The organism is Brevundimonas sp. R86498 (genome assembly GCF_044598075.1).
Lineage (GTDB): Bacteria > Pseudomonadota > Alphaproteobacteria > Caulobacterales > Caulobacteraceae > Brevundimonas.
Genome location: NZ_CP139004.1, coordinates 3043635 through 3067846, shown reverse-complemented (window position 1 = coordinate 3067846; position 24212 = coordinate 3043635). Strand labels below are relative to the sequence as shown.

Annotated in this window: 15 protein-coding genes and 1 pseudogene; 12 read left to right on the top strand and 4 right to left on the bottom strand. The window is 65.3% G+C overall.

All coding sequences use genetic code 11. The features are described from left to right. Positions 1 to 48: 48 nt before the first annotated feature. Both SJY26_RS15165 and SJY26_RS15160 read right to left on the bottom strand, forming a co-directional pair. The gene (locus SJY26_RS15165) at positions 49 to 1497 is read right to left on the bottom strand and encodes a hypothetical protein (RefSeq protein ID WP_396593824.1); all 1449 of its coding nucleotides are present in this window, start codon (positions 1495 to 1497) and stop codon (positions 49 to 51) included. A gap of 78 nt (positions 1498 to 1575) precedes the next feature. Next, positions 1576 to 2139 carry a hypothetical protein gene (locus SJY26_RS15160; protein ID WP_396593823.1) on the bottom strand — a complete coding sequence of 188 codons (564 nt, stop codon included), beginning with the start codon at positions 2137 to 2139 and terminating at the stop codon, positions 1576 to 1578. On the opposite strand from SJY26_RS15160, the gene SJY26_RS15155 reads away from it, so the two are divergent. The 9 genes from SJY26_RS15155 (at position 2117) to SJY26_RS15115 (ending at position 17830) form a co-directional block, all read left to right on the top strand. Beyond that, on the top strand, positions 2117 to 2827 hold the full coding sequence (locus tag SJY26_RS15155) for a hypothetical protein (RefSeq protein WP_396593822.1): 711 nt from the start codon (positions 2117 to 2119) through the stop codon (positions 2825 to 2827). The two genes, SJY26_RS15160 and SJY26_RS15155, sit on opposite strands and share 23 nt — an antisense overlap. A gap of 1474 nt (positions 2828 to 4301) precedes the next feature. After that, on the top strand, positions 4302 to 5738 hold the full coding sequence (locus SJY26_RS15150; RefSeq protein ID WP_396593821.1) for an efflux transporter outer membrane subunit: 1437 nt from the start codon (positions 4302 to 4304) through the stop codon (positions 5736 to 5738). Between the two features lie 1122 nt (positions 5739 to 6860). Further along, positions 6861 to 8762: a hypothetical protein gene (locus SJY26_RS15145; protein WP_396593820.1), complete on the top strand. Its 1902-nt coding sequence runs from the start codon at positions 6861 to 6863 to the stop codon at positions 8760 to 8762. A 10-nt stretch (positions 8763 to 8772) separates the two neighbouring features. Beyond that, entirely contained in the window at positions 8773 to 10452 is a 1680-nt protein-coding gene (locus SJY26_RS15140; protein ID WP_396593819.1) for an ATP-binding cassette domain-containing protein, read from the top strand. After that, a complete protein-coding gene (locus SJY26_RS15135; RefSeq protein WP_396593818.1) occupies positions 10449 to 12581 on the top strand; it encodes an ATP-binding cassette domain-containing protein in 2133 nt (710 codons plus the stop codon). The genes SJY26_RS15140 and SJY26_RS15135 overlap by 4 nt, the downstream gene beginning before the upstream one ends. Beyond that, complete coding sequence (locus tag SJY26_RS15130) at positions 12578 to 13195, top strand: hypothetical protein (protein WP_396593817.1); 618 nt, start codon at positions 12578 to 12580, stop codon at positions 13193 to 13195. The genes SJY26_RS15135 and SJY26_RS15130 overlap by 4 nt, the downstream gene beginning before the upstream one ends. A 323-nt stretch (positions 13196 to 13518) precedes the next feature. After that, positions 13519 to 13917, top strand: a complete 399-nt coding sequence (locus SJY26_RS15125; RefSeq protein ID WP_396595781.1) for an HlyD family efflux transporter periplasmic adaptor subunit — start codon at positions 13519 to 13521, stop codon at positions 13915 to 13917. 2 nt (positions 13918 to 13919) lie between these two features. Beyond that, a complete protein-coding gene (locus tag SJY26_RS15120) occupies positions 13920 to 14840 on the top strand; it encodes a response regulator (RefSeq protein WP_396593816.1) in 921 nt (306 codons plus the stop codon). Next, positions 14840 to 17830 (top strand): ATP-binding protein, encoded by a 2991-nt coding sequence (locus tag SJY26_RS15115; protein WP_396593815.1) that lies wholly within the window; start codon positions 14840 to 14842, stop codon positions 17828 to 17830. The genes SJY26_RS15120 and SJY26_RS15115 overlap by 1 nt, the downstream gene beginning before the upstream one ends. A gap of 243 nt (positions 17831 to 18073) precedes the next feature. On the opposite strand, the pseudogene SJY26_RS15110 reads toward SJY26_RS15115, so the two are convergent. Both SJY26_RS15110 and SJY26_RS15105 read right to left on the bottom strand, forming a co-directional pair. Beyond that, positions 18074 to 19249 (bottom strand): annotated as a pseudogene (locus SJY26_RS15110) (IS3 family transposase). A gap of 108 nt (positions 19250 to 19357) precedes the next feature. Beyond that, positions 19358 to 20518: an IS30 family transposase gene (locus SJY26_RS15105; RefSeq protein WP_396593814.1), complete on the bottom strand. Its 1161-nt coding sequence runs from the start codon at positions 20516 to 20518 to the stop codon at positions 19358 to 19360. 236 nt (positions 20519 to 20754) lie between these two features. Here SJY26_RS15105 and SJY26_RS15100 point away from each other — a divergent pair, with 236 nt between their 5' ends. From SJY26_RS15100 to SJY26_RS15090, 3 genes are read left to right on the top strand one after another with little or no spacing between them, the layout of a single operon-like run. Further along, a complete protein-coding gene (locus SJY26_RS15100; RefSeq protein ID WP_396593813.1) occupies positions 20755 to 21765 on the top strand; it encodes an ABC-three component system protein in 1011 nt (336 codons plus the stop codon). Next, positions 21762 to 22262, top strand: coding sequence for an ABC-three component system middle component 2 (locus SJY26_RS15095; RefSeq protein ID WP_396593812.1), 501 nt, complete (start codon positions 21762 to 21764; stop codon positions 22260 to 22262). Before SJY26_RS15100 ends, SJY26_RS15095 begins: the two co-directional genes overlap by 4 nt. Next, complete coding sequence (locus tag SJY26_RS15090; RefSeq protein WP_396593811.1) at positions 22255 to 24114, top strand: hypothetical protein; 1860 nt, start codon at positions 22255 to 22257, stop codon at positions 24112 to 24114. The genes SJY26_RS15095 and SJY26_RS15090 overlap by 8 nt, the downstream gene beginning before the upstream one ends. Positions 24115 to 24212 lie beyond the last annotated feature (98 nt).

Sequence of the window (24212 nt, the reverse complement as noted above, 5' to 3'; positions counted from 1 at the left end):
TCTCCCGCCTCATCCGTGTGGGTCTAGAGCGGGTCGGGTTGACGGCGCTCAGCCCTGCATGAGCGCGCGCCAAGCCCGCCGGACTCGCTCGCCCAGTCCGGCCCTGACGAGCGCGACCTCGCCGAGCATGTCGCCAACTGCCGTGGTTGTGGTTTCGCTGACATGGCCGATCCGTCCGAGGAGGTGCAGCAGACAGAAGGCATAGGCTTCGCGGGCGAGCGGCAGGTTGAGCGTCGTCGACGTCGATCCCGCGTGTACAATGTCGCCCCGCGCGCTGAAGAGCTTTCTCACGATCTCCTGGACGGGAGCCGGCTGCCCCTCGGCCTTAAGGATATGGATGGCCCGGTCGACGATACGACCCGTGACGCCGCTCGCGTAGCTGTCGATAAGCAGGGATTCGAACGCGACCGCGAGGCTCACGATCGCCTCGTGATCCTGGCTGCCCGCCGGGAAGGAGCGACGGAACCAATAGACGGAGTCGAGTAGTTTCGACGACAGGCGGGTGCGGGCGGTGGCGGGCTGCTGGATGACGGCGTTGAGACGGGTAAAGGCCTCCAGCGCGACAATCGCTTGCTCGGCGCGCCGCGCCAGTCGCGTCCCGGCCGGCGCCGCCAGTCGATCTAGGTGAAGGTTGACGTTCAGGTCTGACAGCTGTGCCAGACCGGCTGGCGACAGGTTCATGGGCACACGACGATGGGACAGGTTTCGGCCGCCGCCCCCGTTGTCGCCAACTAGGTAGTGGCGGATGTCCAAGGTCTCGTTGCTAGAGCGGGAGCTGTTCCAGCGCTTTTCGTCCCGGGGGTCGACAAGAACCGAGAGCAGCATGACGAAAGCGGCACCCAGCCCCAGCCTGCGCATGAACTCTGACTGGTTCTCGTAGGCGCCGGCTGAATACGACCGCACGCGGATCATCAACAGCGGGTTCTTCGACAGCCAGTGCAGACGGGGGTTGGCGTGTTCCTGCCGGATCTCGGAGATCGGTGCCGGGGATGTGATCCCGAGCGCGGCCGCCGAGCGCGTTACGAAGGCCAAGGTGTTCTTGATCGACTGCGTCGGCGGCGCGATGGCGATCCCGAGGTCGGTGAAGACCAAGTCCCCCGTGCCCGCGGGGCCGGGCGAGGCAAGGCTGAACGTACGCATGACGCCATAGCTGTGGACGGGATAGAGGACGAAGCCAGGCTCGTGGAAGGCCTGCTGGTTCAGCTCGGCCACCGCCTCACTGACGGGGTCGACGGACCCGTCACGGATGAGGCGAAACAGGAGGGGTTCAAGGATTTCCGCGCCGATATGGATATCCTGTCGCAGCAGGTGACCGCGAAGCGCCTGCCGCAGCGGTTTGTGGACCGCCTCAATCTGCCGGTATTCCTTCGTGCTATCGGCGTATTTGAAGATGAAGTCGTCGAAGGTTTTGGTGCCCCGCGGCCCTTTCAGCAGGGTCGAGGCAGCGGCCACCTGCTTGCGACGGTTCGGGGCAATCGGGGCTGGAGTCAGGATCATCGTGAGCTCGGGCGAGGGGTGGTCGAGGCGGGAAGGACGGCCGGGATGGCGTGGCGCGGTCGGCGGCGGGCGGCGCAATCAGACCTGATGAGCACGGCCGAGGAGGGTGGCGACAGTCTCGAGATCATCAGTCACTCGATCATAGATCTGATCGAGCGCCCCGCCGTACCCGCTGGCGACGGCACCGGGTGCCAGGTCGAAGCGCGCGAGGGCGGCCGCCAGTCTGTCCCGGCGATCGGTTGGGTTGTGGGCCCCAAGCTGACGCAGATCATTCAGCGCGAACAGGCGGTTCAGGGGGCGGGTCTCCTCGCGTCCCTTGAGTATCTCCAGCAAGACGGGATCCTGCAGCCGGACGCCGGTGTCGACGGAGGTCTCCGCGAGGCGGACGATCCAGTTGAGAAGCAGGAGGCTGCGGATCTTGCCGGTATCTACCCCGAAGGCCTCCGCCAGTCGACGCAGCGACCGCTCGCCGAGGCCCTCCAGGACAACGTTCGCCAGCGCGACACAGCGATCCAGGAACGCCTGCTCCGACAGGTCCAGGGGGATATGTCGGGCGATCGCGGCGTTGCTGTCTAGGCGCCACCAGTCGTTTCCGGCCAAGGCTCGGCGATCGACCCGCGTGAAGTCGTCCGAACTCTGCATTCGCCAGTCCGTGGAGCGCCGCAGTGCCGGCGAGGCGTTCGCCAAGCCCCGCCAGTGCGGAAATCGCGCGGCGAGCGCGGCTCCCTGCGTTCGGCGTCGCGGCGAGGGCAGGGTCGTCGAGTTTCGCCGGCGGCGCGACGGCGTAGCTGTGCCAGTGCCGGATGGCGCGAGGTGTGGCGGCCTCGTAGATTTTCTTGATCTCAAGCGCGATGAGATCGCGGCCGACCCGTCGGCACCAGTGGACGCCCCATTGGGCCCCGAAACTCACGGCACCGCTTTCGGGAAAGACATCATAACCGGGCTTTCCCTCATAGGCTCCGAGCACCGCATCGCGAACGTAGACCTGGTCCTGCGGGCCGAAGCCGCGGGCGCGAGCGTTGTCCACTGGGCCCTCGATGCCCGGCCACACCAGGCCGACATCGTCCAGCGGATCCATGGAGACCGGGAAGTCCGCAGGCTCTGCCAGGACCCTCGCCCCCCAGACCTGGGCGACAAAGCCGCCCTCGGGCCGCAGCTGGATCTGGAACTCTCGGTCCGGGAGCTGGATGATTTTGCCGTTTCCGCCGTCCAGCTCCGCGGCGAGGGTGTCGTCCCGTTCGCCTCGCCGGATTTCGTAATAGACTTCGATCAGGGCCATGCCCCTCAGGCTCAGATAGTCCTGAAGATAATCCCGCTCGACGCTGACTAGGGCGAGCTCGTGCCCGCCGCCGTCGTACCGGGATTGTCCGGTCTGCCGGACCACGTCGTACTGCGGCGCGGCGGGATCGTCGTAGCTGAGCTGGCGTCCTTCGATCAGTCGGGACGACAACCCGTAGGTCATGAGGAACCCGGGGTCGATCTGCAGGGTGGTCAGGTTCGCGGATGTCCACGACAGCACCAGCGGTTCGTATTGCGTCTCGGGCAGGTCGACGCCCCGGATCCAGAACTTCGGGTCGTAGTCGCCGGCCAGGCGGGGGCCGGGACGCGGCCCCGCACTCTCGACCTCATGGCCCAGTCCCCGCAGGTTCCGCCGCACGGCGTCGAGCGCTCCGACGGGAACAAGGGCGGTCCGGCTGAACCGGACTCCCGGAAAGAATGGGTCCGGGAAGGGCTGGATCCGCGCTACGATCACATGCGGATCGGCCCATGGCGTCTCCGACGGGATGTGGGCGAGAAGGTCCGGCCACCACTTGTCATTCATGACACTGATCCTCTCCTGATCGACCGGTGCCCGGTCCATTGACTGCCCGATTGGACGACGCCTTAGGTCGATGCGCGCTCGCAGCGGCTGTCCGGCTCCATACTGCGTCGCGCGGCCAAAATCACGGAACTCGCGGCGGGCTGAACACGACCGCAACTTAAGCTGTACGATCGCGCTCCGCTCCCCGCGTCGCGTCTCCGGGATGCTAACTCCGTCATCGGCCTGGCGAGAAGGCGCGGACCAAGCCCGAAACGGCCGGATGGCTGGACGTGTGTCGACGTCGCTAGTTCGCCGCGGCGACCGGCAGATCGAGTTTCGCGATCCCGTCCCTGACGGCGTGCGGGCCTGCAAGCGGAATGTTCGGTTAGCGCGCGCTGGCCGATGTCCGGTCTTGGCGCGATGAGGACGTTGGCCGATCCTCCATCTGACGGTATATTCTCGATACGGTAGCCGTTCATGTCGGTCTAGACTTATCGGTTTGGCAGGCGCCCTGAAAATAGGGTTGGCTGCGCCTTACAGACTTCGCGTTGGCCAGCGCGTGCCGATAGACGGCAACATCACCCGAATTTTATCGAAGCCAAATTCTTCTTTTCATCAGCCTCGGGTCGATGAAGGTAATGCTGACGGTATGGTCTGGCGATCAAAAGAAAAGGCACTGAGAAATCAGCACCTTCCGGTCAAGTGAACCATTGAGTGGGAGTGAGGGGCGGCGGGGAAGCACGGTGGCGCCGGACGAGCGGTGCTCCCGGGTCCTCACCTGGCCGTTCCGACTGACGCGGGCTGAACTTCGGCCTGTCCGTAAAGGCCGCGAGGGTCTTCGGGGCTGCGCTGGTGACACAACCGCCTGTCCAGTTTCCGGCCAGGGAGAATCGGTCAATTGCTGACCAGTGTTCGGCAAACGGACAAGGACTGTACCTGCCGTAGAGACGTTCGGACAGCGACGGCGATCGGGCAGCGGACCTTGCGGGGGGAGGGTATATCCATGTGCCGGACCAGGGGCGCGAATGCACGGCTGGCGGTGGCAGCGGGCGCGCTCGTGCTGGCAGGCTGTGCTGTTGGTCCTGACGCTCCGGTCGGCACCCCACCCGCTGCGGGAACGGGACCCTTCATTGGTGCGGCCAGGGGCACCGTCTCCGTCGAAGCGGTCCGGAACGACTGGTGGAGATTGTATGACGACCCGGTCCTCGACGACCTGATCCGGGACGCATTCGCGCGCAACAACGAACTGGAGGCCGCCTTCGCGAACCTCGACGCCGTTCGTGCGTCGCTGTCGGAGAGCCGCACCGCTCGTCTTCCAACGACCACGACCAGCGCCCAGTTTCAGCGCAGCCGGTCATCCGCCACGACAGTCAACGGTCTCCCCGCTGATGGGGTTCTGTCCCGGATTGATACGGGCGACGTCGGTCTGCAGGCCAGCTACGAAATCGACCTGTTCGGGCGGGTGGACGCAACCATCCGCGCAGCCCGCGCGGGTGCCCGGGCTGCCGAGGCTTCGCTGGCCACGGTGCAGGTCACGGTCGCGGCCGAGACAGCCCGCGCCTATACCGATATCTGCTCAGCCAACGCCCGCATCAGGGTCGCCGAGCGCACGCTCGCGCTGCAACGCGAGACCGCCGCATTGACGGAGGGATTGCTGGCCGGCGGGGCCGGCACGGAGCTGGATGTGGCCAGCGCGCGGGCTGCCGTGGCGCAGATAGAGGCGACCCTCCCAACGCTTCACGCCGCGCGCAACGCGGCCCTGTTTCGCCTTGCGACCCTGACCGGCGTGGTGCCGGCCGAGGCCAGCGAGGCTGCCGCGCGCTGTGTCCGGCCGCCGCAACTGGGTCGGCAGATTCCGATCGGCGACGGCGCGGCCTTGCTGGCCCGGCGCCCCGATGTGCGCCGTGCAGAGGCGGAGCTTGCCGCGGCGGCGGCCCGGGCGAATGTCGCCACGGCCAATCTGTTCCCACGGGTCATCCTCGGCGGATCAATCGGGTCCACTGGGCTCTCATCGCCAGAGTTTGGTGATAGTCAGAGCCTGAGGTTCAGTGTCGGTCCCCTGATCACCTGGTCTTTTCCCAATATGTTCGCCGCGCGCGCACAGATCAGGGCAGCGGATGCGCGGTCAGACGCTGCCCTGGCCAATTTCGACCAGGCGGTTCTGACAGCCCTCCAGGAGACGGAGACCGCGCTCAGCGACTACGCTTTCGAGCTTGACCGTCGGGCCACCCTGACTGACGCTCGCGAACAGGCCGCCCGCGCCGCCCTTTTTTCGCGCCAGAGGTTCGATGCCGGGGTGGAGAGTTTCCTGGTCGTCCTCGACGCCGAGCGCACCCTGGCCGCCGCCGATGCGGCTCTTGCGCAATCGGACGCGCTCGTGACGACCTATCAGATCGCCCTGTTCCGCGCCCTCGCTGGCGGATGGCAAGCGGAAGGCTGAGACTGCGGAGGACAGGTCTCCGCCCGCCGCCTGTCTCGAGTGGAAGGTCAGACAGGGAAGTCCTTGGTGCCAGTCGTGCCGCGGCCGGGAGGATCTGTGGCAGGAGGCGCGAACTACAAGCAAATTATAAGTAGTACTGCTTATGAAGAAGTGTCGCAGCCATCGAAAATCCTTTTAGATCAAGAACATGAAAAGGCGATCCGGTTGAAGCGCCGCAAACAGGGTCGATGATTTCAACAGTTGTAAACCGCGATCGAGCAACGTTGGGCGAACAGAAGGACGCGGAGCGCGTCCAGGAGATGCCCAATGGCGCAGGAAGCGCTCACCAATCTTGAGTCCAAGCTCTATGAGGCGTCCGATCAACTCGCCGGGCAGGGCGCGATGCAGGGGCTTCGGGTTGCCGAGGCTGACCGCGTTGTCCCGACGGAGCTGGACAGCGCAATCGGGCCGGCCTTCCGCCGTCCCGAGATCGGACCCGGAACGTCCGCCGAGACCGGTTTTGCCGTTTCCGGGGCAAACGGTGTTGCCCTGGCACCCGCTACACTCAACCCCGAGCCAGGCGAGGCCGCCGATGGAGATCCGGTCGCCCAGCTCGCTCTTCCGCAGTCTGGAGTTCAGGCGGACGGGATCGCGGCGGACCCCGCCTCATTTGAGCCCTTCACGCTGGACGCCGCGGAGCCCCTTTCGGTCCTGAACCCTGCTGCCTCGCCACTGCCCTCCATACCCGACCTCGGGATTGGACCGGTGCCGGGACCAACCGTTGGCATCGATGCGGGACCGGGTGAGACGCCTGCAGTGGCTCCCCCGGTAACGGTTGCGCCGCCACCGGTCACGACCGTTGTGCCGGCCGGGCCGGGCCCGGACGTACCGTCGCAGGATCCGACACCAGTTCTCCCCGGATTTCCGCCTGTTGCTCCGGTAACAGGTCTGCCGCCCGTCGTTCCTGAACCCGCAGTCGGGGGTGAGCCAGCAGGACCTCAGCCGACACCGAACGGTCCGGAGACCGTTGGCGGACCGTCGACCGCGCTGCCGCCGGCGGGCCCCGCCACAGAGGCCGGGTCATCGGGAGGCGGCACGCCGGATCCGACGCCGGCCTCGGCGGGTTCTGATACGGACCTGACGGTGGACGCCGGTCTCGGGCTCGCGGATGCGGGCCTGGAGGTGTCGCTGGATCCGGTCGAGACCGTGCTGGGCACCGATGTCGATCTGGATGTGGATCTGGACCTCGCCCCCGTGGTCGAGACGGTTGCGGCCGGAGCCGGCGCGGTGAGCGGCCTGGTGTCCGGGACCGTGGCGGCGGTCACGCCCGGTACGACGCCGGCCCCGGCGGGGTCTGATACAGACCTGACGGTGGACGCCGGTCTCGGGCTCGCGGATGCGGGCCTGGAGGTGTCGCTGGATCCGGTCGAGACCGTGCTGGGCACCGATGTCGATCTGGATGTGGATCTGGACCTCGCCCCCGTGGTCGAGACGGTTGCGGCCGGAGCCGGCGCGGTGAGCGGCCTGGTGTCCGGGACCGTGGCGGCGGTCACGCCCGGTACGACGCCGGCCCCGGCGGGGTCTGATACAGACCTGACGGTGGACGCCGGTCTCGGGCTCGCGGATGCGGGCCTGGAGGTGTCGCTGGATCCGGTCGAGACCGTGCTGGGCACCGATGTCGATCTGGATGTGGATCTGGACCTCGCCCCCGTGGTCGAGACGGTTGCGGCCGGAGCCGGCGCGGTGAGCGGCCTGGTGTCCGGGACCGTGGCGGCGGTCACGCCCGGTACGACGCCGGCCCCGGCGGGGTCTGACACGGACCTGACGGTGGACGCCGGTCTCGGGCTCGCGGATGCGGGCCTGGAGGTGTCGCTGGATCCGGTCGAGACCGTGCTGGGCACCGATGTCGATCTGGATGTGGATCTGGACCTCGCCCCCGTGGTCGAGACGGTTGCGGCCGGAGCCGGCGCGGTGAGCGGCCTGGTGTCCGGGACCGTGGCGGCGGTCACGCCCGGTACGACGCCGGCCCCGGCGGGGTCTGATACAGACCTGACGGTGGACGCCGGTCTCGGGCTCGCGGATGCGGGCCTGGAGGTGTCGCTGGATCCGGTCGAGACCGTGCTGGGCACCGATGTCGATCTGGATGTGGATCTGGACCTCGCCCCCGTGGTCGAGACGGTTGCGGCCGGAGCCGGCGCGGTGAGCGGCCTGGTGTCCGGGACCGTGGCGGCGGTCACGCCCGGTACGACGCCGGCCCCGGCGGGGTCTGACACGGACCTGACGGTGGACGCCGGTCTCGGGCTCGCGGATGCGGGCCTGGAGGTGTCGCTGGATCCGGTCGAGACCGTGCTGGGCACCGATGTCGATCTGGATGTGGATCTGGACCTCGCCCCCGTGGTCGAGACGGTTGCGGCCGGAGCCGGCGCGGTGAGCGGCCTGGTGTCCGGGACCGTGGCGGCGGTCACGCCCGGTACGACGCCGGCCCCGGCGGGGTCTGACACGGACCTGACGGTGGACGCCGGTCTCGGGCTCGCGGATGCGGGCCTGGAGGTGTCGCTGGATCCGGTCGAGACCGTGCTGGGCACCGACGTCGATCTGGATCTCGATGCGGACATCATTGGTCTGGTTTCGGTGGCCCCAACCGGATCATCCGCGCAGGAGGGCACCACCGGTGGCGATCTGCTGGGTCTGATTGCGAGCGCGACGGAGTCCTCGGACGAGGAATCAGATCCGGATCTGTTCGAGGCTCTCGGAGCCTTGCCAGAGAGCGACCTGACACTCTCCCAGCTGCTCGCCTCGGACAATGACGGAGCCGAGGTCGGCACCGGTCAGGACTTTTTCGATGCGGTGACCTCAGCGGAAGTCGCCTCGACGGCGGTGCTCGCCGGGTCCGCTGTCGCCAATATGATCGACCTGTCGTCCAGCGTCGAGCCGACCGCAGCCGTGGTTGGACCAGCCTTGGTCGAGACCGTCAGTGCCCCCATCACCGCCACGCTGTCTTCAGCGACGTCGGCACTCCGGACGTTCGGTTCGCGTCTGTTCTAGGAAGCCAGTGGTGATCGGTTCAGCAGACAGACAGGACGGTCTGGGGGTCAGTGCGGCCCTGACCCTTCTGGCCGCCACGGTGGCGATCAACATCCTTGGTCTCGCACTGCCTGTGGCGGCACAGCAAATTTTCAGCCGGGTGATCCGTGAGCCCCAGACGGGCACACTCCAGGTCCTCATCGTCCTTGTCCTGACCTGCGCCCTTGCAGAAGCCGGATTGAGGTTCGGTCGCGCCCACATCATGAGCACAGTCGATCGCCACTTCATGACGCGGCGCTTTCACTGGCTCTGTGACCGCGTGGTGCGAAGGCAGGCGTTTCATTCGGCGTCACCCGCCGCAGCCAGTCTTGAACTGGCCACCAGCCTCACCAAGACAAAGGACCGCGTCAACGGTCAACTTATGGTCGCCAAGGCGGAACTGTTGTTTGCGCCGCTGATCGTCGGCCTAATCTACTATATCTCCTGGATTTGCGGGGTTGCGGTAACGTTAATCGTCATTGCAAGTGCCATCTTTACCTATGTTGATGCCCGCCGCCTGCCGGATTGTTCCGAGGCGAACTTTCGCACCACCGAGCGCCGGTACGAGTTTCTGTTTTCGGTGTTCAGTTCGGTTCGCTCTGTGAAGGGCCTGGGCGTCGAGCGCGGAATGGCTCGCGGCTATGAACGCCTGCAGGCCGAAGTCGCCCGGGCCAATACCGCAACGGCCGACCTGATCGGTCGCATCATGAATCAGGCCCAGCTTGCCAATCAGGTTTTGACTGCCTCCCTGCTGGTCGTCTGCGCCATCCTCGTGACCGAGGGCATGACCCTCGGGGCCGCGTCAGCCATCATCCTGCTGGCGGGACGGTTGGTGGAACCGACGCAACGGGCGGTTTTCATATTCGTCCAGGCCCGCGATCTCCGGAAGGCGGAGGAGACCATGGCCGAATTCTCTGACGGAGAGGTCGACCCGGTTTGCGAACCCGTCGTTCTGACCGGTGCACGAGGCGATCTTGTTCTGGACGGCGTCTCGATCGACAGCGGGCTCATGGCGGAGCCGGTGGCCAGACCGATCAGCCTGTCGACCGAAGCAGGACACACGATCGCCATCGCGCCGGGAAACGAGCGGCTGGCAACCAGTCTGCTGCGTACAATGGCCGGCATCCTTCAGCCGAAGAGCGGCCTCGTGACCATCGACGGTCACAACATTGCCGAGCTCTGCCCGTCGGACCGGAACCGTCTGGTCTCATACCTGTCGCCCGATGCCCGACTGTTCGACGGCACCATCAGGGACAACATCACCCGGTTTGGCGAGGTGTCGCTTGCACAGGCCATGGCGGTCGCGCGGCTGCTGGATATGGAGTCGCGCTTCAACGAGTTGCCGCGGGGTGTAGAGACTGTCGTCGGAGGTCCGGGTGAGGAGGTGATTGCCCCTGGCGCGCAACAGCAAATCGCGCTGTTGCGCGCGCTGGTCCTGCGGCCGCGCGTCATCCTGTTCGACAATGCAGACAGGGGTCTCGACCGAGAGGCCTATGCCCGTCTGGTGAAGTTCTTCGCCCGCATTCGCCACGGTGCAACAATTGTTCTGGCGACAGACGATGCAAATCTGGCGGCCCTGGCCGATGCCACCTACGGGCTCGACGAGCAGGGGCTGACGTTGCGCGACGACTTCGTCGCCACCACCCGCGCCTATTCGACGTTGAAGATATGACCGCTGTTTCGATCAGTGCCTTGTCCGGTGAGGCGACGGCCCTGGCGGGAGCGATCCGTGCCCACGCGCCCCGCGCGGCAGAAGCGGGCGGTTTTGCCCATCTCCTGAGCGTACTTTGCGAGAGCTCCGGCCAGGATGCGCCGCTGAAGGATCTTCTTGGGGCCCTTCCTGCAGACGCCGATATGCCGATGGGAGAGGCCCTGCTCGCGACCGTCGCGAATCTTGGATTTGAAGCGCATCGGGTGAGTGTCCCGGGTGAGGCGACCGGTCCGTGGCTCCTGACCGGCCCGCGCGCGGAAGCCCCCCAGGTGGTGACCCGTGACTATGCCGGCGGGCTGTGGCGGCATGATCCGGACGGCGTGACGCGGCCCTATACGGACCGGCGCGCACCAAAAGCCTGGGCTTGCTGGGCCTTTCGGTCGGAACGCTACCGACACACGACGGCGGCAGAACAGCGACAGCATACCGGCTTTGGCTGGATGCAGGCGCTCCTTGCGCATCTGAAGGGGCTGCCAACCCTGCTGGCCCTGACCAGCCTGCTGGTGGTGGTTACAGCCCTGGCCTTGCCACTCCTGGTATCGACCTTTTATGCGCAGGTCTTCGCGCTTGCCGACACGACGCCGGTCCCGTTCTTCATGCTCGCGTGCATCGCCGTCATTCTTTTGAAGCGGCAGCTGTTCGCCCTTCGCGCACGAACGCTCGCCTGGGTGGCCAACCGACTGGACTATCTTGTCAGCACCGCGACCTTCGCGCGTCTGCTGGCCCTGCCACCCCAGATCCTCGAACGCGCCAACGCCCGCAATCAGGCCGCCAGGCTGAGATCCTTCGAGGGTGTTCGTGATTTTCTCTCCGGACCGGTCGTGGTGATGCTGCTCGACCTGCCGATCGCGATCGCCGTGATCATCTTCCTGGCTGTGGTCTCACCGGCGATCGCAGGCGCGCTGGCGCTTGTGGTGGCTGCCCATTGCGTCCTGTTCTGGAGCATCTGGGGTCGCGTTCGTGTGCAGACCAGCATCGTCGCTGATCAGGCGACCGAGACACAACGCATGATGATCGAGACCTTCGAAAAACGGTCCCTGATCCGGGAGTGCGGACTGCAGGACCGATGGGCGGAACTCCAGATCCGGAAGATCGCAGCGGATCAGAGCGCACAAACCCGGCTGAGGCTGCTCGGCGCCGCCAGCGAGTCAATTGCCGCCCTTCTGCTGAATGGTGGTCTGATGTTGATTTTCGTGATGTCAGTGCACGAAATCTGGGCCGGGAGACTGGACCCCACCTATCTGCTCGGCCTGCTGCTCGCCACCATGGTGTCCCTCGCGCCGTTTCACGGACTCTGTCTTGCGGTTCCGCGGATGGAACAGGTGAGAAAGAGCATCGCCCAGATCGATGCCTTCATGCAGACCCCGACTGAGGAGGACGACGCAAGCGAGCGCCGGCTGCCGGAGGTAAGGGGCAATCTCGCGTTCCTGAACGCAAGCTTCCGCACGTCCGACACCCGGCCGGTGTTCGTGGGTCTCGATCTGTCCGTTCGTGCCGGAGAGGTGATCGGTATCGCCGGTGCCAACGGGTCCGGGAAGACGACGGTCCTGAAATTCGCCCACGGGATGATCGTGCCGCAGATGGGCGCGCTGCATATCGAGGGTGTCGACGTGCGACAATTGTCAGCTCCCGAACTCCGCCGCCGGATCGCCTATATCCCGCAGGAACCGACGTTCCTGCCGGGGTCATTGCGATCGAACCTCGCATTCGCCAATCCCCTCGCCAGCGAGGAGCAGTTGGGCAAGGCCCTGGCGCTGACCGGCATCGGGTGGGCGGCAGATCTGATCGATGAGCCGACCCCGCCGGTCAGTGCCCTTTCGACAGAGTTTCGCTTCCGGTTCGCCCTTGCCCAGGCGCTGCTGATCGACAGCCGTCTCTGGCTCATCGACGAAATGCCCAATGCGCTGCTCAATGGCGGCCTCGGCGATGATCTCAAGCGGATCCTGAAGGCCGCCAAGGGGAAACGCACCGTGCTGTTTGTCTCGCACCGGTCGGATTTTCTCAGTCTGGCAGATCGGGTCGTTGCCCTTCGATACGGGCAGGTTCCGCGTGTCAGTACGCCCGCTCAGCTGTTCGAAAGCGTCACATGATGAAGACGGCAATCCGGAGTGTTCCGGCCCTGCGAGTAAACAGCGAGGCGACGAGAAGCCTCGTCCGCCCGCTCAATGTGACGGAAACCTATCCGCAGAGGCTGGTTCGGCGGGCCACGCTCCTCGGCGCACTCGCTGTCGTGCTTTCGGTCATCTGGAGCGCTGTTGCCCAGGTCAGCGAAGTGTCCCGCGGTACCGGCGTACTGGTGCCGACCCTGCGGGAGCGGTCGCTTGAGCATCTGGAAGGCGGCCGGGTGGCCAACATTCTGGTCCGGGATGGGGAGATCGTCAAAGCCGGTCAGGTGATCGTCACGCTTGCCGACGGCTCCACCCCGCAGGATCTTGAGGTCGCGCGCGGCCGGGTGGATGATATCCGGGCCCAGATCGAGGCTCTCGAGACCCTGCGCGCCGGGGATCGACCCGTGAGCGGGCCTGGTGCGACGGGCTCTGCAGCCATGAGCGCGACCAATGCCGTTGTCCGCGGGGAGGCTCTCGCGCTTGAGCGGTCCCAGCTGGCCGCGCAGTCGGACCAGGTCGCCGAGTTCGACCGCATCGATCGAGGCCGAGCTGGCCACGGCACGGCGCGACCTCGAGCTCATGACCCAGGAGTATGAGCGGTACAGACGGCTGGCCGGCCAGGGCCTGGTCGCTGGCGTGACCCTGGCCGACAGGGAGAGGGCGCGCGTCGCGGCCGAGGGACGCGTCCAGGTTCTGGCGCGTCAGCTTGGCGGCTCCCGGGCTCGGCTCACGGAGAGTCGTCGGGCTATCGGTGCGTTTGTGGCGAGGTCCGATCTTGAGATCGGAGAACAGATCCGGGTGCTGCGGGAAGGCCTGGCCGAGGCAGAAGGCGAGCTGGACAAGGCCGTCGAGCGTAATGCGAACCTCGTTCTCCGTAGTCCGGTCGACGGGATCGTCAAGGACGTAACCCCAGAACTCTATCGGAGAGGTTGTTCAGCCTGGTGGCCGGCTCGCCACGATCGTGCCGATGACCTCCTCGCTCTTTGCCGAGGTCGAGATTCCTGCCGATCAGGTCAGTTATCTCAAGGTCGGGCAGGAGGCGCGGGTTAAAGTGACTGCCTTCGACTTCACCCGTTACGGCTGGGCAAGGGGACGGCTCGAGTTCATCTCGCCGTCGTCCTTCGTGAATGATCAGGGTCAACGCTTCTATCGTGCGCGTGTGGCGCTGGCTTCGAACAGCCTGCCGCGTCAACCCGGTGCCCGCCTTCTTCCGGGCATGGAGCTGCGGGTCGACCTGATCACCGGACGCAAGACCGTACTGGACTATCTCCTGAGCCCGGTGCGTCGAGGTCTCGATTCAAGTTTTTCGGAGCGCTAGCGATGGACGCTCCCGTCAATGAATCCCTGAGTACCAAACGCGTCCTGCTCGTGGATGACGACCGGCTCGTTCTGATGATGATGACCGCTGTGCTCGAGCGGCTCGGTCATATGGTCGTGACTGCCCAGAACGGAGCGGAAGCCTATGCGCTGATCCGTCAGCAGCCTGATGCGATCGATGTGGTGCTCGCCGACCGGATGATGCCGCTGATGGACGGACTGGGGCTCACGCGTCGACTGAAGCGGGAAGCCGCTACGAGGCTGTTGCCTGTCATTCTTCTGACCGGCCAGTCAGCGCCTGCCGATCAGGCCGACGGGCTCGCTGCCGGAGCCTTCTACTACCTCCCCAAGCCTGTCGATGAGGCCCTGCTTGACCGGGTGATCAAAGCCGCGATCCAGGAACACGACGGTCAGAAGAGGGTGCGCCAGACCCTTCGGGTCCATCAGACGGCATTTACCAACCTTCAACTGGCGCGGTTCACTCTAGAGCGGCCCGATGAGGTCGAGGGGGTCGCAAGCCTTCTGGCCAGCATGGCCCCGGACCCGGAGCGCGCCTTCCAGGGCTTGAGTGCCTTGATCGCAAACGCGGTCGAACACGGGCTCTACCAGATCGGCAGGGCCGCCAAGGAGCAACTTGTGGCCAGCGGGGGATTCCAGGCCGAACTGCAACGCCGCGCCCCCGGAGTCACTGGGGTTGTGGAAGCCAGCGGCACCCGCAAGGCGGAAGGCATCCACTATCTCATCAAGGATCCCGGGCCCGGCTTTGCCTGGCGACAGCAGGTCAGCTCCGACCCGTCCACGGCGAGAAGCCGGGGGGGCCGGGGCGTCGCCCGCGCCGCCGTTCTCTTCGACAGCCTCGCATACAACGCTGCCGGCAATACCGTGGCGGGTTTGATGCGAAATAAGAAACTGGAAACCTGGTAGTGAAGACAGACCGCCTCCTTCCGTTGTTCCGCAGAGGGGCCGTCGACCTCGCGTTCGCTGTGGCCTTTGTGCTGATCATCGTCCTGGTCAGCTGGCTCTGGTGGCGGACTCTCTCCACCAGCCGCGATGCGTTCGACCTCGAGGCGAATGTCCTCGCCGCCCAGGGCGAGGCCGCGTCGAGCGTCCTCTTTGTTCGCGTCAAGGATCTTGTCGCGTTCAGCGAGGCTGGGGCAGCAGACAAGGTCGCCGGGAAGCTGAAGGTGGCCAGCCGGTCCAGCCCCCTGGTCTCGGACCTTGGCTATTTCGAAACCGGGGCCCCGGCCAGCCGATCTTTCGTTGTGGGGGAGGGCGCGATCGGCGTGGCCCCCGCGAGTCGCGACCAGATTGCGCGGCACCTGGTTGAGAACCCCGGCACGGTTGGGGTTTTTTCGGCCGCGAGCTATCCGGACCTCTTCCCCATGGCCGAAAGCGAGGACCTCATCTTTGCCCAGACCGGCGCCAATGCTGTGGCGGGTCAGCCGGTCAGGGTCTATTTTGGACGCCTGTCGCTGTCGCGCCTCGGGAATGAACTCGCCGCCGCCGGGCACAACGCCGCGCTGGTGTCGATCACCTCTAGTGTGAACGGACGCTCGCTCGACTGGACGGGCGACGTCGCTCCCTCCTGGACGGACCGGCTGTTGCCGGAAAGCCGCCGGCAGATCCCCGTGTCCTTCACGCGCAGCTATGCGCCGGTGTTCACCTTCAGGCAGACTTCACAGCAACTCGCGCCCCTCGCGGCGGTCACCGCGGGGCTTCTTGCAGTGTTTGTCATCCTCGCCCTGGTGGTCCTCCGCGCGCAGAAGCGGCGGGCGGAGCAGGGGGCGCGTCTTCGCGACGCCGTCACGCGCGCAGAACAGGCGAACAAGGCGAAGTCGACATTCCTGGCCAATATGAGTCACGAGATCAGGACGCCGCTGAACGGCGTTTTAGGGATGGCCGAGCTGCTCTCGAGAACAAGCCTGAACGAGCAGCAGGCCCTCTATACCGGTCAGATCGCTGCGTCCGGATCATCGCTGCTGGCCATCCTCAATGACATCCTCGATGTCTCCAAGCTCGAAGGAGGCATGATGGCGATCGATCCCGTGCGGACGGATCTTCCCCATCTGCTTCAGGAGATCGGCACCTTCTATAACGGGCAGGCGGTCCAGAGCGGGAACTCGCTGATGCTGGATGTTGATGCGTCCGTCCCGGCCTTTGCGATGGTGGATCCGACACGGCTGCGTCAGGTGGTCGGCAATCTCGTCTCAAACGCGATCAAGTTCACCGAAAACGGCGAGGTGACGATTGTCGCACGCTGTGAGCCAGGCGCGGGGGACTGTTCGACGCTGCATATCGCGGTCATGGACACCGGGTTGGGCATCGGTCCGGAGGACCAGAAGCGCCTGTTTGAGCGGTTCGTCCAGGCCAATGACTCCATCACCCGAACCCACGGTGGAACCGGGCTCGGCCTGTCCATCTGCCAGGAACTCTGCGGCATGATGGGCGGAACGGTCACCTGTGAGAGCGAACCAGGCAAGGGTTCGACATTCACCGCCACGGTCAGAATCTCCCGCTGCGAACCCCCTGTGCCGGTCAGCGAGCCACATGCGACGATCGGGGTGGTCGGTGCGTCGGACACAGTGAGGCGGATTGCCGGCTCGGCGCTGGAGAGGTCCGGCTTCGGGGTGATGAACTTCGCCTCGTTCGATGCCCTTGCCGAGGCCCTGCAGAACGGGACGGCACCCCCTCTGGCCGGTATCGTCATCGACGAAGCCAATGATGTTCACGAGGCACGGGAGGGCTGGCTGTCCGTGCGAGCCGCCCTGACGGCCCGGAGACCGGCGTGGTCCATCCTGCTGGCGGACCGGCAGGCGCACCGCAGCTACCCGTCGTTCGACAGGATTCTGGTGAAACCCTTCCTTCCCGCTGCTCTCGGCGACGCAGCCCTGGAACTCGGCGCGAACAGTTCGGGCACGCCATCACCGGCAGCCACGCCTGTCAGCCGGATCACGGCCGATCCAACGTTCGCAGGTCAACAGCTGCTTCTTGTGGATGACAATGATGTTAACCTGATCGTGGCGCAGGAGCTGCTGCAGGATCTTGGCTTCGGCGTCACCACGGCAAGAGATGGACGCAAGGCCATAGCGGCCGCCCAGGCCGGAGCCTTCGACGTGATCCTGATGGACTGCCGGATGCCGGTCATGGATGGCTATGAGGCAACACGACAACTCAAGGTCATGATGGCCGCGGGGCAACTGAAACCCGCGCCGATCATCGCGTTGACGGCCAATGCCATGAAGGGTGACCGGGAGACCTGCCTTGAGGCGGGTATGGACGAGTTCGTCGCCAAGCCAATCCGAAAACGCGATCTGCTCGCCGTCCTTCTCCAACTCCAGACGCAGGGGCAGCTCTCGGTCGCACCGGCGGCTGGAGTCAGTGCGGACGCCCGCGCGCCCGGCGTATCACCGGTCCAGGCCGCGACCCCCAAGGCGTCGCCGAGCACGTCGCCGGTCCCGCTGACCCCGGAGCCAGCGCCAACCGATGAAATCTCCGTCGTCGCCGACGCTTCCGGTCACACCGGCCCTGCACCCGCCGCGACCCGCAAACCCATTCCCCTGTTCGAAGCAGAGATGTTCGAGGAAACGCGCAGGACCGTCAGGGCCTTCGACACCCTTCTGGACATCTACCGGTCCGACACAAGCGGGTATCTCGATGACCTGCAAAGGGCGCTTTCGATGGGGAATATCGCGGACGGTGTGCTTCCTGCGCACACCATCAAGAGCGGGAGCCGCATGGTTGGAGCCACAGGTCTCGCGGCCCTGGCCGAGGCGATGGAAACGCGTCTGAGAACGGGGCGTCGGGTAGAGGCCGGGGAGCTTGAGACCCTTCGACAAAGGATGGCCCAGGCATTTGTGGCCACAATCGCCGAGATCGACCGCCGGATGTCTACCCCCGTCGCTCTGGTCTCTTGATCGGTCTGCCAAGGTCCAACATCTGTCGCCCGATGCTGAGCCGATCTCTCAGCTCCCCGGTTCATCGACCCGGAATGGAGTCCTTGGCGCGCTCAACTTCCGTAGGACGGTTGCTGGCGCGTCGCGGGTGATCAAGGTTGTCCCGACACTTGGATATCGGAGCTCTGATGCAAAGCCGCGTGTGACTGTCCGCTGCTATCGATCTTGTCGAAAGGCAGCGACATCTGACGTGACCCCCGTTTCTCATCCAGCGATAACGAGAGTCCTTGGTTGATATGAGCCGTGATTGGCTGGAGTGGCAAGAGGCCGGTCTGCGCAGCCATCAGCCCGCGCAGCAGGCCGGCCGATTTGTCCGGTGAGCGCTCCGGCGTAAGCCCCGGGCGTGAGCCATCCGAGCTTCGAGTGGGCTCGGCTGTCGTTGTAGTCGCGCCGCTAGGTTTCGAGCACGAGCCGGGCATGCGGGAGGGACCGGAACAGCGTCTCGTTCAACAGCTCGTCGCGCAGACGGCCGTTGAAGCTTTCGTTGAAGCCGTTCTGCTGGAGCTTGCCCGGCGCGATGTAGTGCCAGCCCACCCCGGTCTCGTCGGCCCAGGCCAGGATGGCATTCGAGGTCAGTTCGGTGCCGTTGTCGCTGACGATGGTGTCCGGGCGACCCCGACGCACGATGACGGCGTCCAGTTCGCGCGCGACCCGGGCGCCCGACAACGAAGTGTCGGCCACCAGCGCCAGACACTCGCGGGTGCAGTTGTCGATCACCGTCAGGATGCGGAAGCGCCGGCCGTCGGTCATCTGGTCGGAGACGAAGTCCAGCGACCAGCGCTGGTTGGCGACCAGCGGCTCGTCCAGTGGCCGTCGTGTGCCCATGGCCCGCTTGCGCCCACCGCGCCGGCGCACCGCCAGCTTCTCCTCCCGATAGAGCCGCTGAGCCCTCTTCCTGTTGACCGCATGACCCTCGCGCCGGAGCATCACGTTCAGTCGGCGATAGCCGAACCGACGCCGCTCCTGGGCAAGGGCCTTCAGTCGATCCCGCAGGGTGCTGTCGTCAGGGCGCGTCGCCCGATAGCGCACGCTGGTCCAATCCGCGCCCAGCACCCGGCACGCCCGCCGCTCGCTCATCGCGTGGACCGACCGCAGATGCGCCACAGCCTCTCGATGCGCGCCGGGCGTCACGATTTTTCCCAGCAGATCCTTCAGCGCTACGTTGTCCAGCGTCGTATCCGACAGCATCCGCTTCTCGTCTTCCAGCGCCTTCAGACGCCGGGCCTCCGACACGTCCATGCCGCCATACCTGGCCTTCCACTTGTAGAAGGTCGGCGAACTCAAACCGTGCTTCCTGCACAGGTCCGCCACCTGCACTGCGGCCTCCTGCTCGCGCAGAATCCCGATGATCTGCTCTTCCGTGAACCGTGATCGCTTCATTCCGTTCGTCCTTTCGAGGGCCGGACTCTGGCTATTCCTGGAGGAGTTTCAGGGGGTCACGTCAGCGCCAGTCGGGCAAAGCGTGAACGTCCGAGTCTGACGGTGGGCTCAACTGATCGCTGCAACACACTCAGCGAAGGTCTCCGCTGGCGTTCGATAGAGCAAGGTCTTTCTGGGCCGCTCATTGAGTTGTCGGGCGATGGTGCTGAGCTGGGCCTGGCTGTGCAGGGAGAGGTCGGTCCCGTGCGGCAGGTACTGGCGCAGCAGCCGGTTGGTGTTCTCGTTTGAGCCGCGCTGCCACGGTGACCGGGGATCGCAGAAGTAGACCTCGACGTCGGAAGCCATCGCCAGCCGCTTGTGGCCAGAGAGCTCCGGTCCCCGGTCCCAGGTCAGGGACTGGTAGAGTTCGCCGGGGAGTTTCTTCGACTGTTTGATCAGGGCGGACACGACGCTTTCGGTGTCCTTGTTGGCGACCTTGACCAGCATGACGTAGCGCGAATGCCGCTCGACCAGGGTGGCGACGTAGCTGTTGCGGGAGCCGCCGATCAGGTCGCCTTCCCAGTGACCGGGGACGGCGCGGTCCTCGACGCAGGCGGGTCTCTCGCTGATGGAGACGGCGTCCCTGATCTGGCCGAGGCCTTGACGCTTCAGGCTCGCATGCCGGGAACGCCGGATGGTCCGCCGGGCTCTGAGGTGATCCAGCAGTTCCTTCTTCAGCACCCCTCGGGTCTGGATGAACAGGCTACGATAGATGGTTTCGTGCGACACCTGATTGTGCGGCTCCCCGGGCCAGGTGCGCTTGAGCCAGCCAGCGATCTGCTCGGGCGACCAGTTCCGCCGCAGCTTGGCCGATACTGTGCGGGCGAGAGCCGGCCGGCAAGCCAGCTTGCAGCGTTTGGGGCGCCGCGCGCGATCCCACGCCGCCTGATCAGACCGTGTCGCTCGATACCGCTCAGGCCCGCCGTTGCGGTGGACCTCACGGCTGATCGTGGACGGCGACCGACCCAGAGACCGGGCGATCCAGCGCAGCGAGCAACGTGTGCTGAGCCCTCGCGATATCTCTTCGCGCTCGCCCAGACTGAGCGCCCGATCCGCCCGCTTGCGGTCCGGCGGCCGGATGCCACCCGTCGGCGAAAGCACCGAGAACACCGACGAGGACTCCCGATCGAACCGTCGTCCAATCGAACTCATCGACTCGCCGGCCTTCCAGCGATCCCAGATTTCAGCCCGCTGAGCCGCCGAATAATAGATCCGCCGCCGCTGCTTCATCGCCCACGCTCCATCTCCGAGGAAAAGCTAGCGTGTTGCGGTCACCGGTTGAGCCCACCACTCAACAGAGACGTTCCGAGCGTCCGCTAAAGGCAGGGGCCGGGCCGGCCCGCCCAGGCGAAGATCTGACTTATAGCGGCTGCTGGCTCTGTCCAATCCAAGGATTGCTGCCACCCTCGCGTATGGGTAGCGTCCTTCCGCGGGAGAGACTCGCCCGGGGGGAAGTTTTCCAAGCCATGGCGGCGACATACGATCGACAGCTGCTGGCTTTGACGGCGACGGACCTTGAAAAGTTCGTTCGCGACTGGGCGCTTGAGAAGAAGGCCGGTTACTTCAAGGTCGAGGTGTTCAGCGGCTCCGGTGATCGAGGCCGTGACGTCGTGGGGTTCGTCGATCAGGCGCTTCATGAGGGCGACTGGGACAACTTCCAGTGCAAGCAATACGGCAAGACGCTTCCGACCGCCTCGGCCTTCCATGAGATCGGCAAGGTTCTGTACTACGCGAGCCTAGGTGAATTCACCCCGCCTCGAGCTTTCTCGTTCGTCGCGCCAAAGGGTGTGAATCGTAACCTGCAGCGCCTTCTGTTCAAACCGATCGAGTTCAAACAAGCCTTCATCGCGGGCTGGAACGAGCATTGCGAGAACACCATCATCGACGGCACCAGCGTGCCTCTGACGCCGGAGTTAACGGCCTTCATCGAAGCCTATGACTTCTCGCGTATCGGCCGCATCGGCCTGGATGACCTTCTCGGCGATCCCGCTGCCAAGCCGGTGCTCTACAAGTGGTTCGGTGCCAATCCCGGGCCAGCGCCGTTCGGGGCCACGCCTGATGCCGTCCAGGAGGACGAACTCCCTTACATCGGCCAACTGCTCGTGGCGTACTCCGAGCGCGCCGGCGCGCCAATCGCCGATCATCAATCCGCAGCTAGCCACCCGCAGTTCGGAACCCATCTGGCCCGGCAGCGCGAACGCTTCTACGACGCCGATGCCTTCAAACGATTCTATCGCGACAACACCGACGCCGCCGCGATCGAGGCGTTCGAGAGCGACATCTATCATGGCGTGGCGGACACCTGCGACGGGCCTCACGTCGATGCGCTGAGCCGGGCCGATGCAGTGATGTCTCAGGCGGCGGCCGTTCAGCCGAGCGGCGTCCTCGCTCAACATTCCCGTGTGAAGGCGAAGCAGGGGATTTGCCACCACTTCGCCAACGAGGCGGAGCCGAGGCTGCGGTGGCACAAGTCATGAGCGCCGCCGCGCCCACCTTGTTCAACAGCCCGCTCGAAACCGGCGTAAGGGCGATCGTGGTCCTGAACGCGGGCTATCCCCGAGCGTTCGATGTCACCGAGATCACCTGGTTCGACCATCTCATCGTCCACACCGGCGATATTGGTGGACCGGAGAGCCTCCATCCGGATGTACCGCAACGGAGCGGAGAACTGCTCGTGCGCCGTCGGCTGGTGGAAGACAGCCTGTTAGCTATGCGCCGACTTCACCTGGTGGAATTCGTACCCGACGGCGATGCCGGTTTGCTTTATCGGGCGAGCGAAGAGGCTGTGGGCGTGATCGAGTTGATGCGTTCGCCCTATTCGATCGCCTTGCGGGAGAGGGCCGAATGGCTCGCTTCCAATGTGCTCTCGAGGTCCCGACTGGAGCTGGAGCACCTAGTTGCCGAGCGGATCGGGCGCTGGCGGATCGAATTCCATGGCGGCGACGTCGCCAGCGAGACCAGCCCCCATGTCTGACCGGATAGTCCTGCGCAGCTTGACCTTCACCGGGCCGGACAAGGCGTCAGCGGCTCTGACGTTCAGCGACAAGCTGACTCTGATCTGGGGGGCGTCCAACACGGGCAAGTCCTTCACCCTGAAGGCGCTGGACTTCATGTTCGGCGGCTCAAAGGCCCTGCCGGACATCAACGAACGCCAAGGCTACGACACCGCGTGGCTGGCGCTAACGCTCCCGAAAGAGGGCGACGTAACGCTGTCGCGTGCTCTGAGCGGTGGGGCCTTCTCGCTTCATCAGGGACACGTCACCGCGCCCGCCGCCGGCGAGAGCGCTCGGACCCTGCAGCCAAAGCATGACGCCGTTTCAGATGGAAATCTGTCAGCGCTGCTCCTGACCGAGGTCGGGCTGCGCGGCAAAGAAGTCGCCACCAATGCGTTTGGCCAGAAACGGCCGCTGAGTTTCCGCGATCTGGGCCTGATCTATCTGGTCGATGAGACGAGCATCCAGATCGAACGATCGCCGATCGAAGGGGGGCAGCGTGACGCCCGAACAACGGAGCGAAGCGTATTCCGGCTTTTGCTGACGGGTCTGGACGACAGCGCGATCGTGGCCGTTGAAGATCCAAAGACCTTCAACGCGGCCAAGCATGTTCGGCTTGAGGTCGTCGACGATATGATCGCCGAGCTCGAGGCCGCGATCGAGGCGGACTATCCGGACACCGAAGATCTCGAGGGCCAACTCAAACGACTGGAAGGATCCATTGATGCGGCGAGCGCGAGCTTCGCCGCTCTGCAGACCTCGATCCGCGGTCTCATGGCCGAGAAACAGACGTTGGCGCGCGCCATTCCGGATGCGGCGAGCCGGCTCGACGATGTGAACCTGCACGTCGACCGCTTTGAGCAGCTTCAGGAAGTGTACGCATCCGACGTCGCCAGACTGGAGGCCTTGGAAGAAGCGGGCTTCCTGCTGGGCATGTCCGCTGAACGGCAATGCCCGTTGTGCGGAGCGCCGCCGGACGCCCAGGTCCATGCCCATGACCATCAGGACATTGCGTTGGTGAGAGATGCGGCTCTGATTGAGATCGCCAAGATCCGCCGGCAGTCGGAGGATCTAGCAAGCACTCTCGCCACCCTCCGCGACGAGCAATCGCTTCTCGGTGAGGAACTGCCGCGCCTGACGGACCGGCTCGGCAAACTTGAGGCCGATATCGCCGACCTGACGCCCCAGGCCGCTCAGTCGCAATCGGACTTGGGTCAGATCATGGCTGCGCGGGACCAGGCTCAACGCGGCCTCGCCCTTCTGGCGCAACGCGAAGAGCTCACGCGACGTCGTGACGGCTACGAAGGCGCGAAGGCGACGCCCAAGGCGGACAGGCCTATTTTGGCCGTCGCCGGTAACATCACCCATGAGTTCGCCCAGATCGTCAGCGGCGTGCTCGAGCAGTGGGGCTTCCCCGGCGAACACCACGTCTCGTTTGACGACGAGACCTACGATCTGAAGATTGACGGCAAGGCTCGCGTGGCCAACGGCAAGGGCGTTCGGGCCGTCACCCATGCTGCGTTCAAGGTCGCCCTCCTGTTGTTCTGCCGTGAGAAGGGCCTACCTCACCCGGGCTTCCTGGTCTTGGACACGCCGCTCCTGACCTATCGCGATCCACTGAAGACCCCGAAGTTCGGAGAGCTCGAGGACGACGAGCGCGCGCTGGCGGCGACATCACTCAAGGACCGCTTCTTCGATCATCTCGCTTCGCTCGAGATCGACGCCCAGTTCATCGTTCTGGAGAATGTCGATCCCCCGGGTGGACTGGAAACTCGGGCTCACCTGGAGGTCTTCTCGGGCGGCGAGGGACGGCGGGGACTTTTCCCCACGTAGTCGTCGGCTTTGCGGCGACATCATGATGTCCGCTGTTGGCGCCCTGCTGACGAGCAGCGCCTGTCGTACTATTCGCGTGAGTGACGTGCTTGCTGACC

What these genes read in the sequence shown, in the direction of transcription:
- SJY26_RS15165 (WP_396593824.1), bottom strand. Translation starts at nt 1,497, where the DNA reads ATGATCCTGACTCCAGCCCCGATTGCCCCGAACCGTCGCAAGCAGGTG.
- SJY26_RS15160 (WP_396593823.1), bottom strand. Translation starts at nt 2,139, where the DNA reads ATGCAGAGTTCGGACGACTTCACGCGGGTCGATCGCCGAGCCTTGGCC.
- SJY26_RS15150 (WP_396593821.1), top strand. Translation starts at nt 4,302, where the DNA reads ATGTGCCGGACCAGGGGCGCGAATGCACGGCTGGCGGTGGCAGCGGGC.
- SJY26_RS15135 (WP_396593818.1), top strand. Translation starts at nt 10,449, where the DNA reads ATGACCGCTGTTTCGATCAGTGCCTTGTCCGGTGAGGCGACGGCCCTG.
- SJY26_RS15130 (WP_396593817.1), top strand. Translation starts at nt 12,578, where the DNA reads ATGATGAAGACGGCAATCCGGAGTGTTCCGGCCCTGCGAGTAAACAGC.
- SJY26_RS15120 (WP_396593816.1), top strand. Translation starts at nt 13,920, where the DNA reads ATGGACGCTCCCGTCAATGAATCCCTGAGTACCAAACGCGTCCTGCTC.
- SJY26_RS15105 (WP_396593814.1), bottom strand. Translation starts at nt 20,518, where the DNA reads ATGAAGCAGCGGCGGCGGATCTATTATTCGGCGGCTCAGCGGGCTGAA.
- SJY26_RS15100 (WP_396593813.1), top strand. Translation starts at nt 20,755, where the DNA reads ATGGCGGCGACATACGATCGACAGCTGCTGGCTTTGACGGCGACGGAC.
- SJY26_RS15095 (WP_396593812.1), top strand. Translation starts at nt 21,762, where the DNA reads ATGAGCGCCGCCGCGCCCACCTTGTTCAACAGCCCGCTCGAAACCGGC.
- SJY26_RS15090 (WP_396593811.1), top strand. Translation starts at nt 22,255, where the DNA reads ATGTCTGACCGGATAGTCCTGCGCAGCTTGACCTTCACCGGGCCGGAC.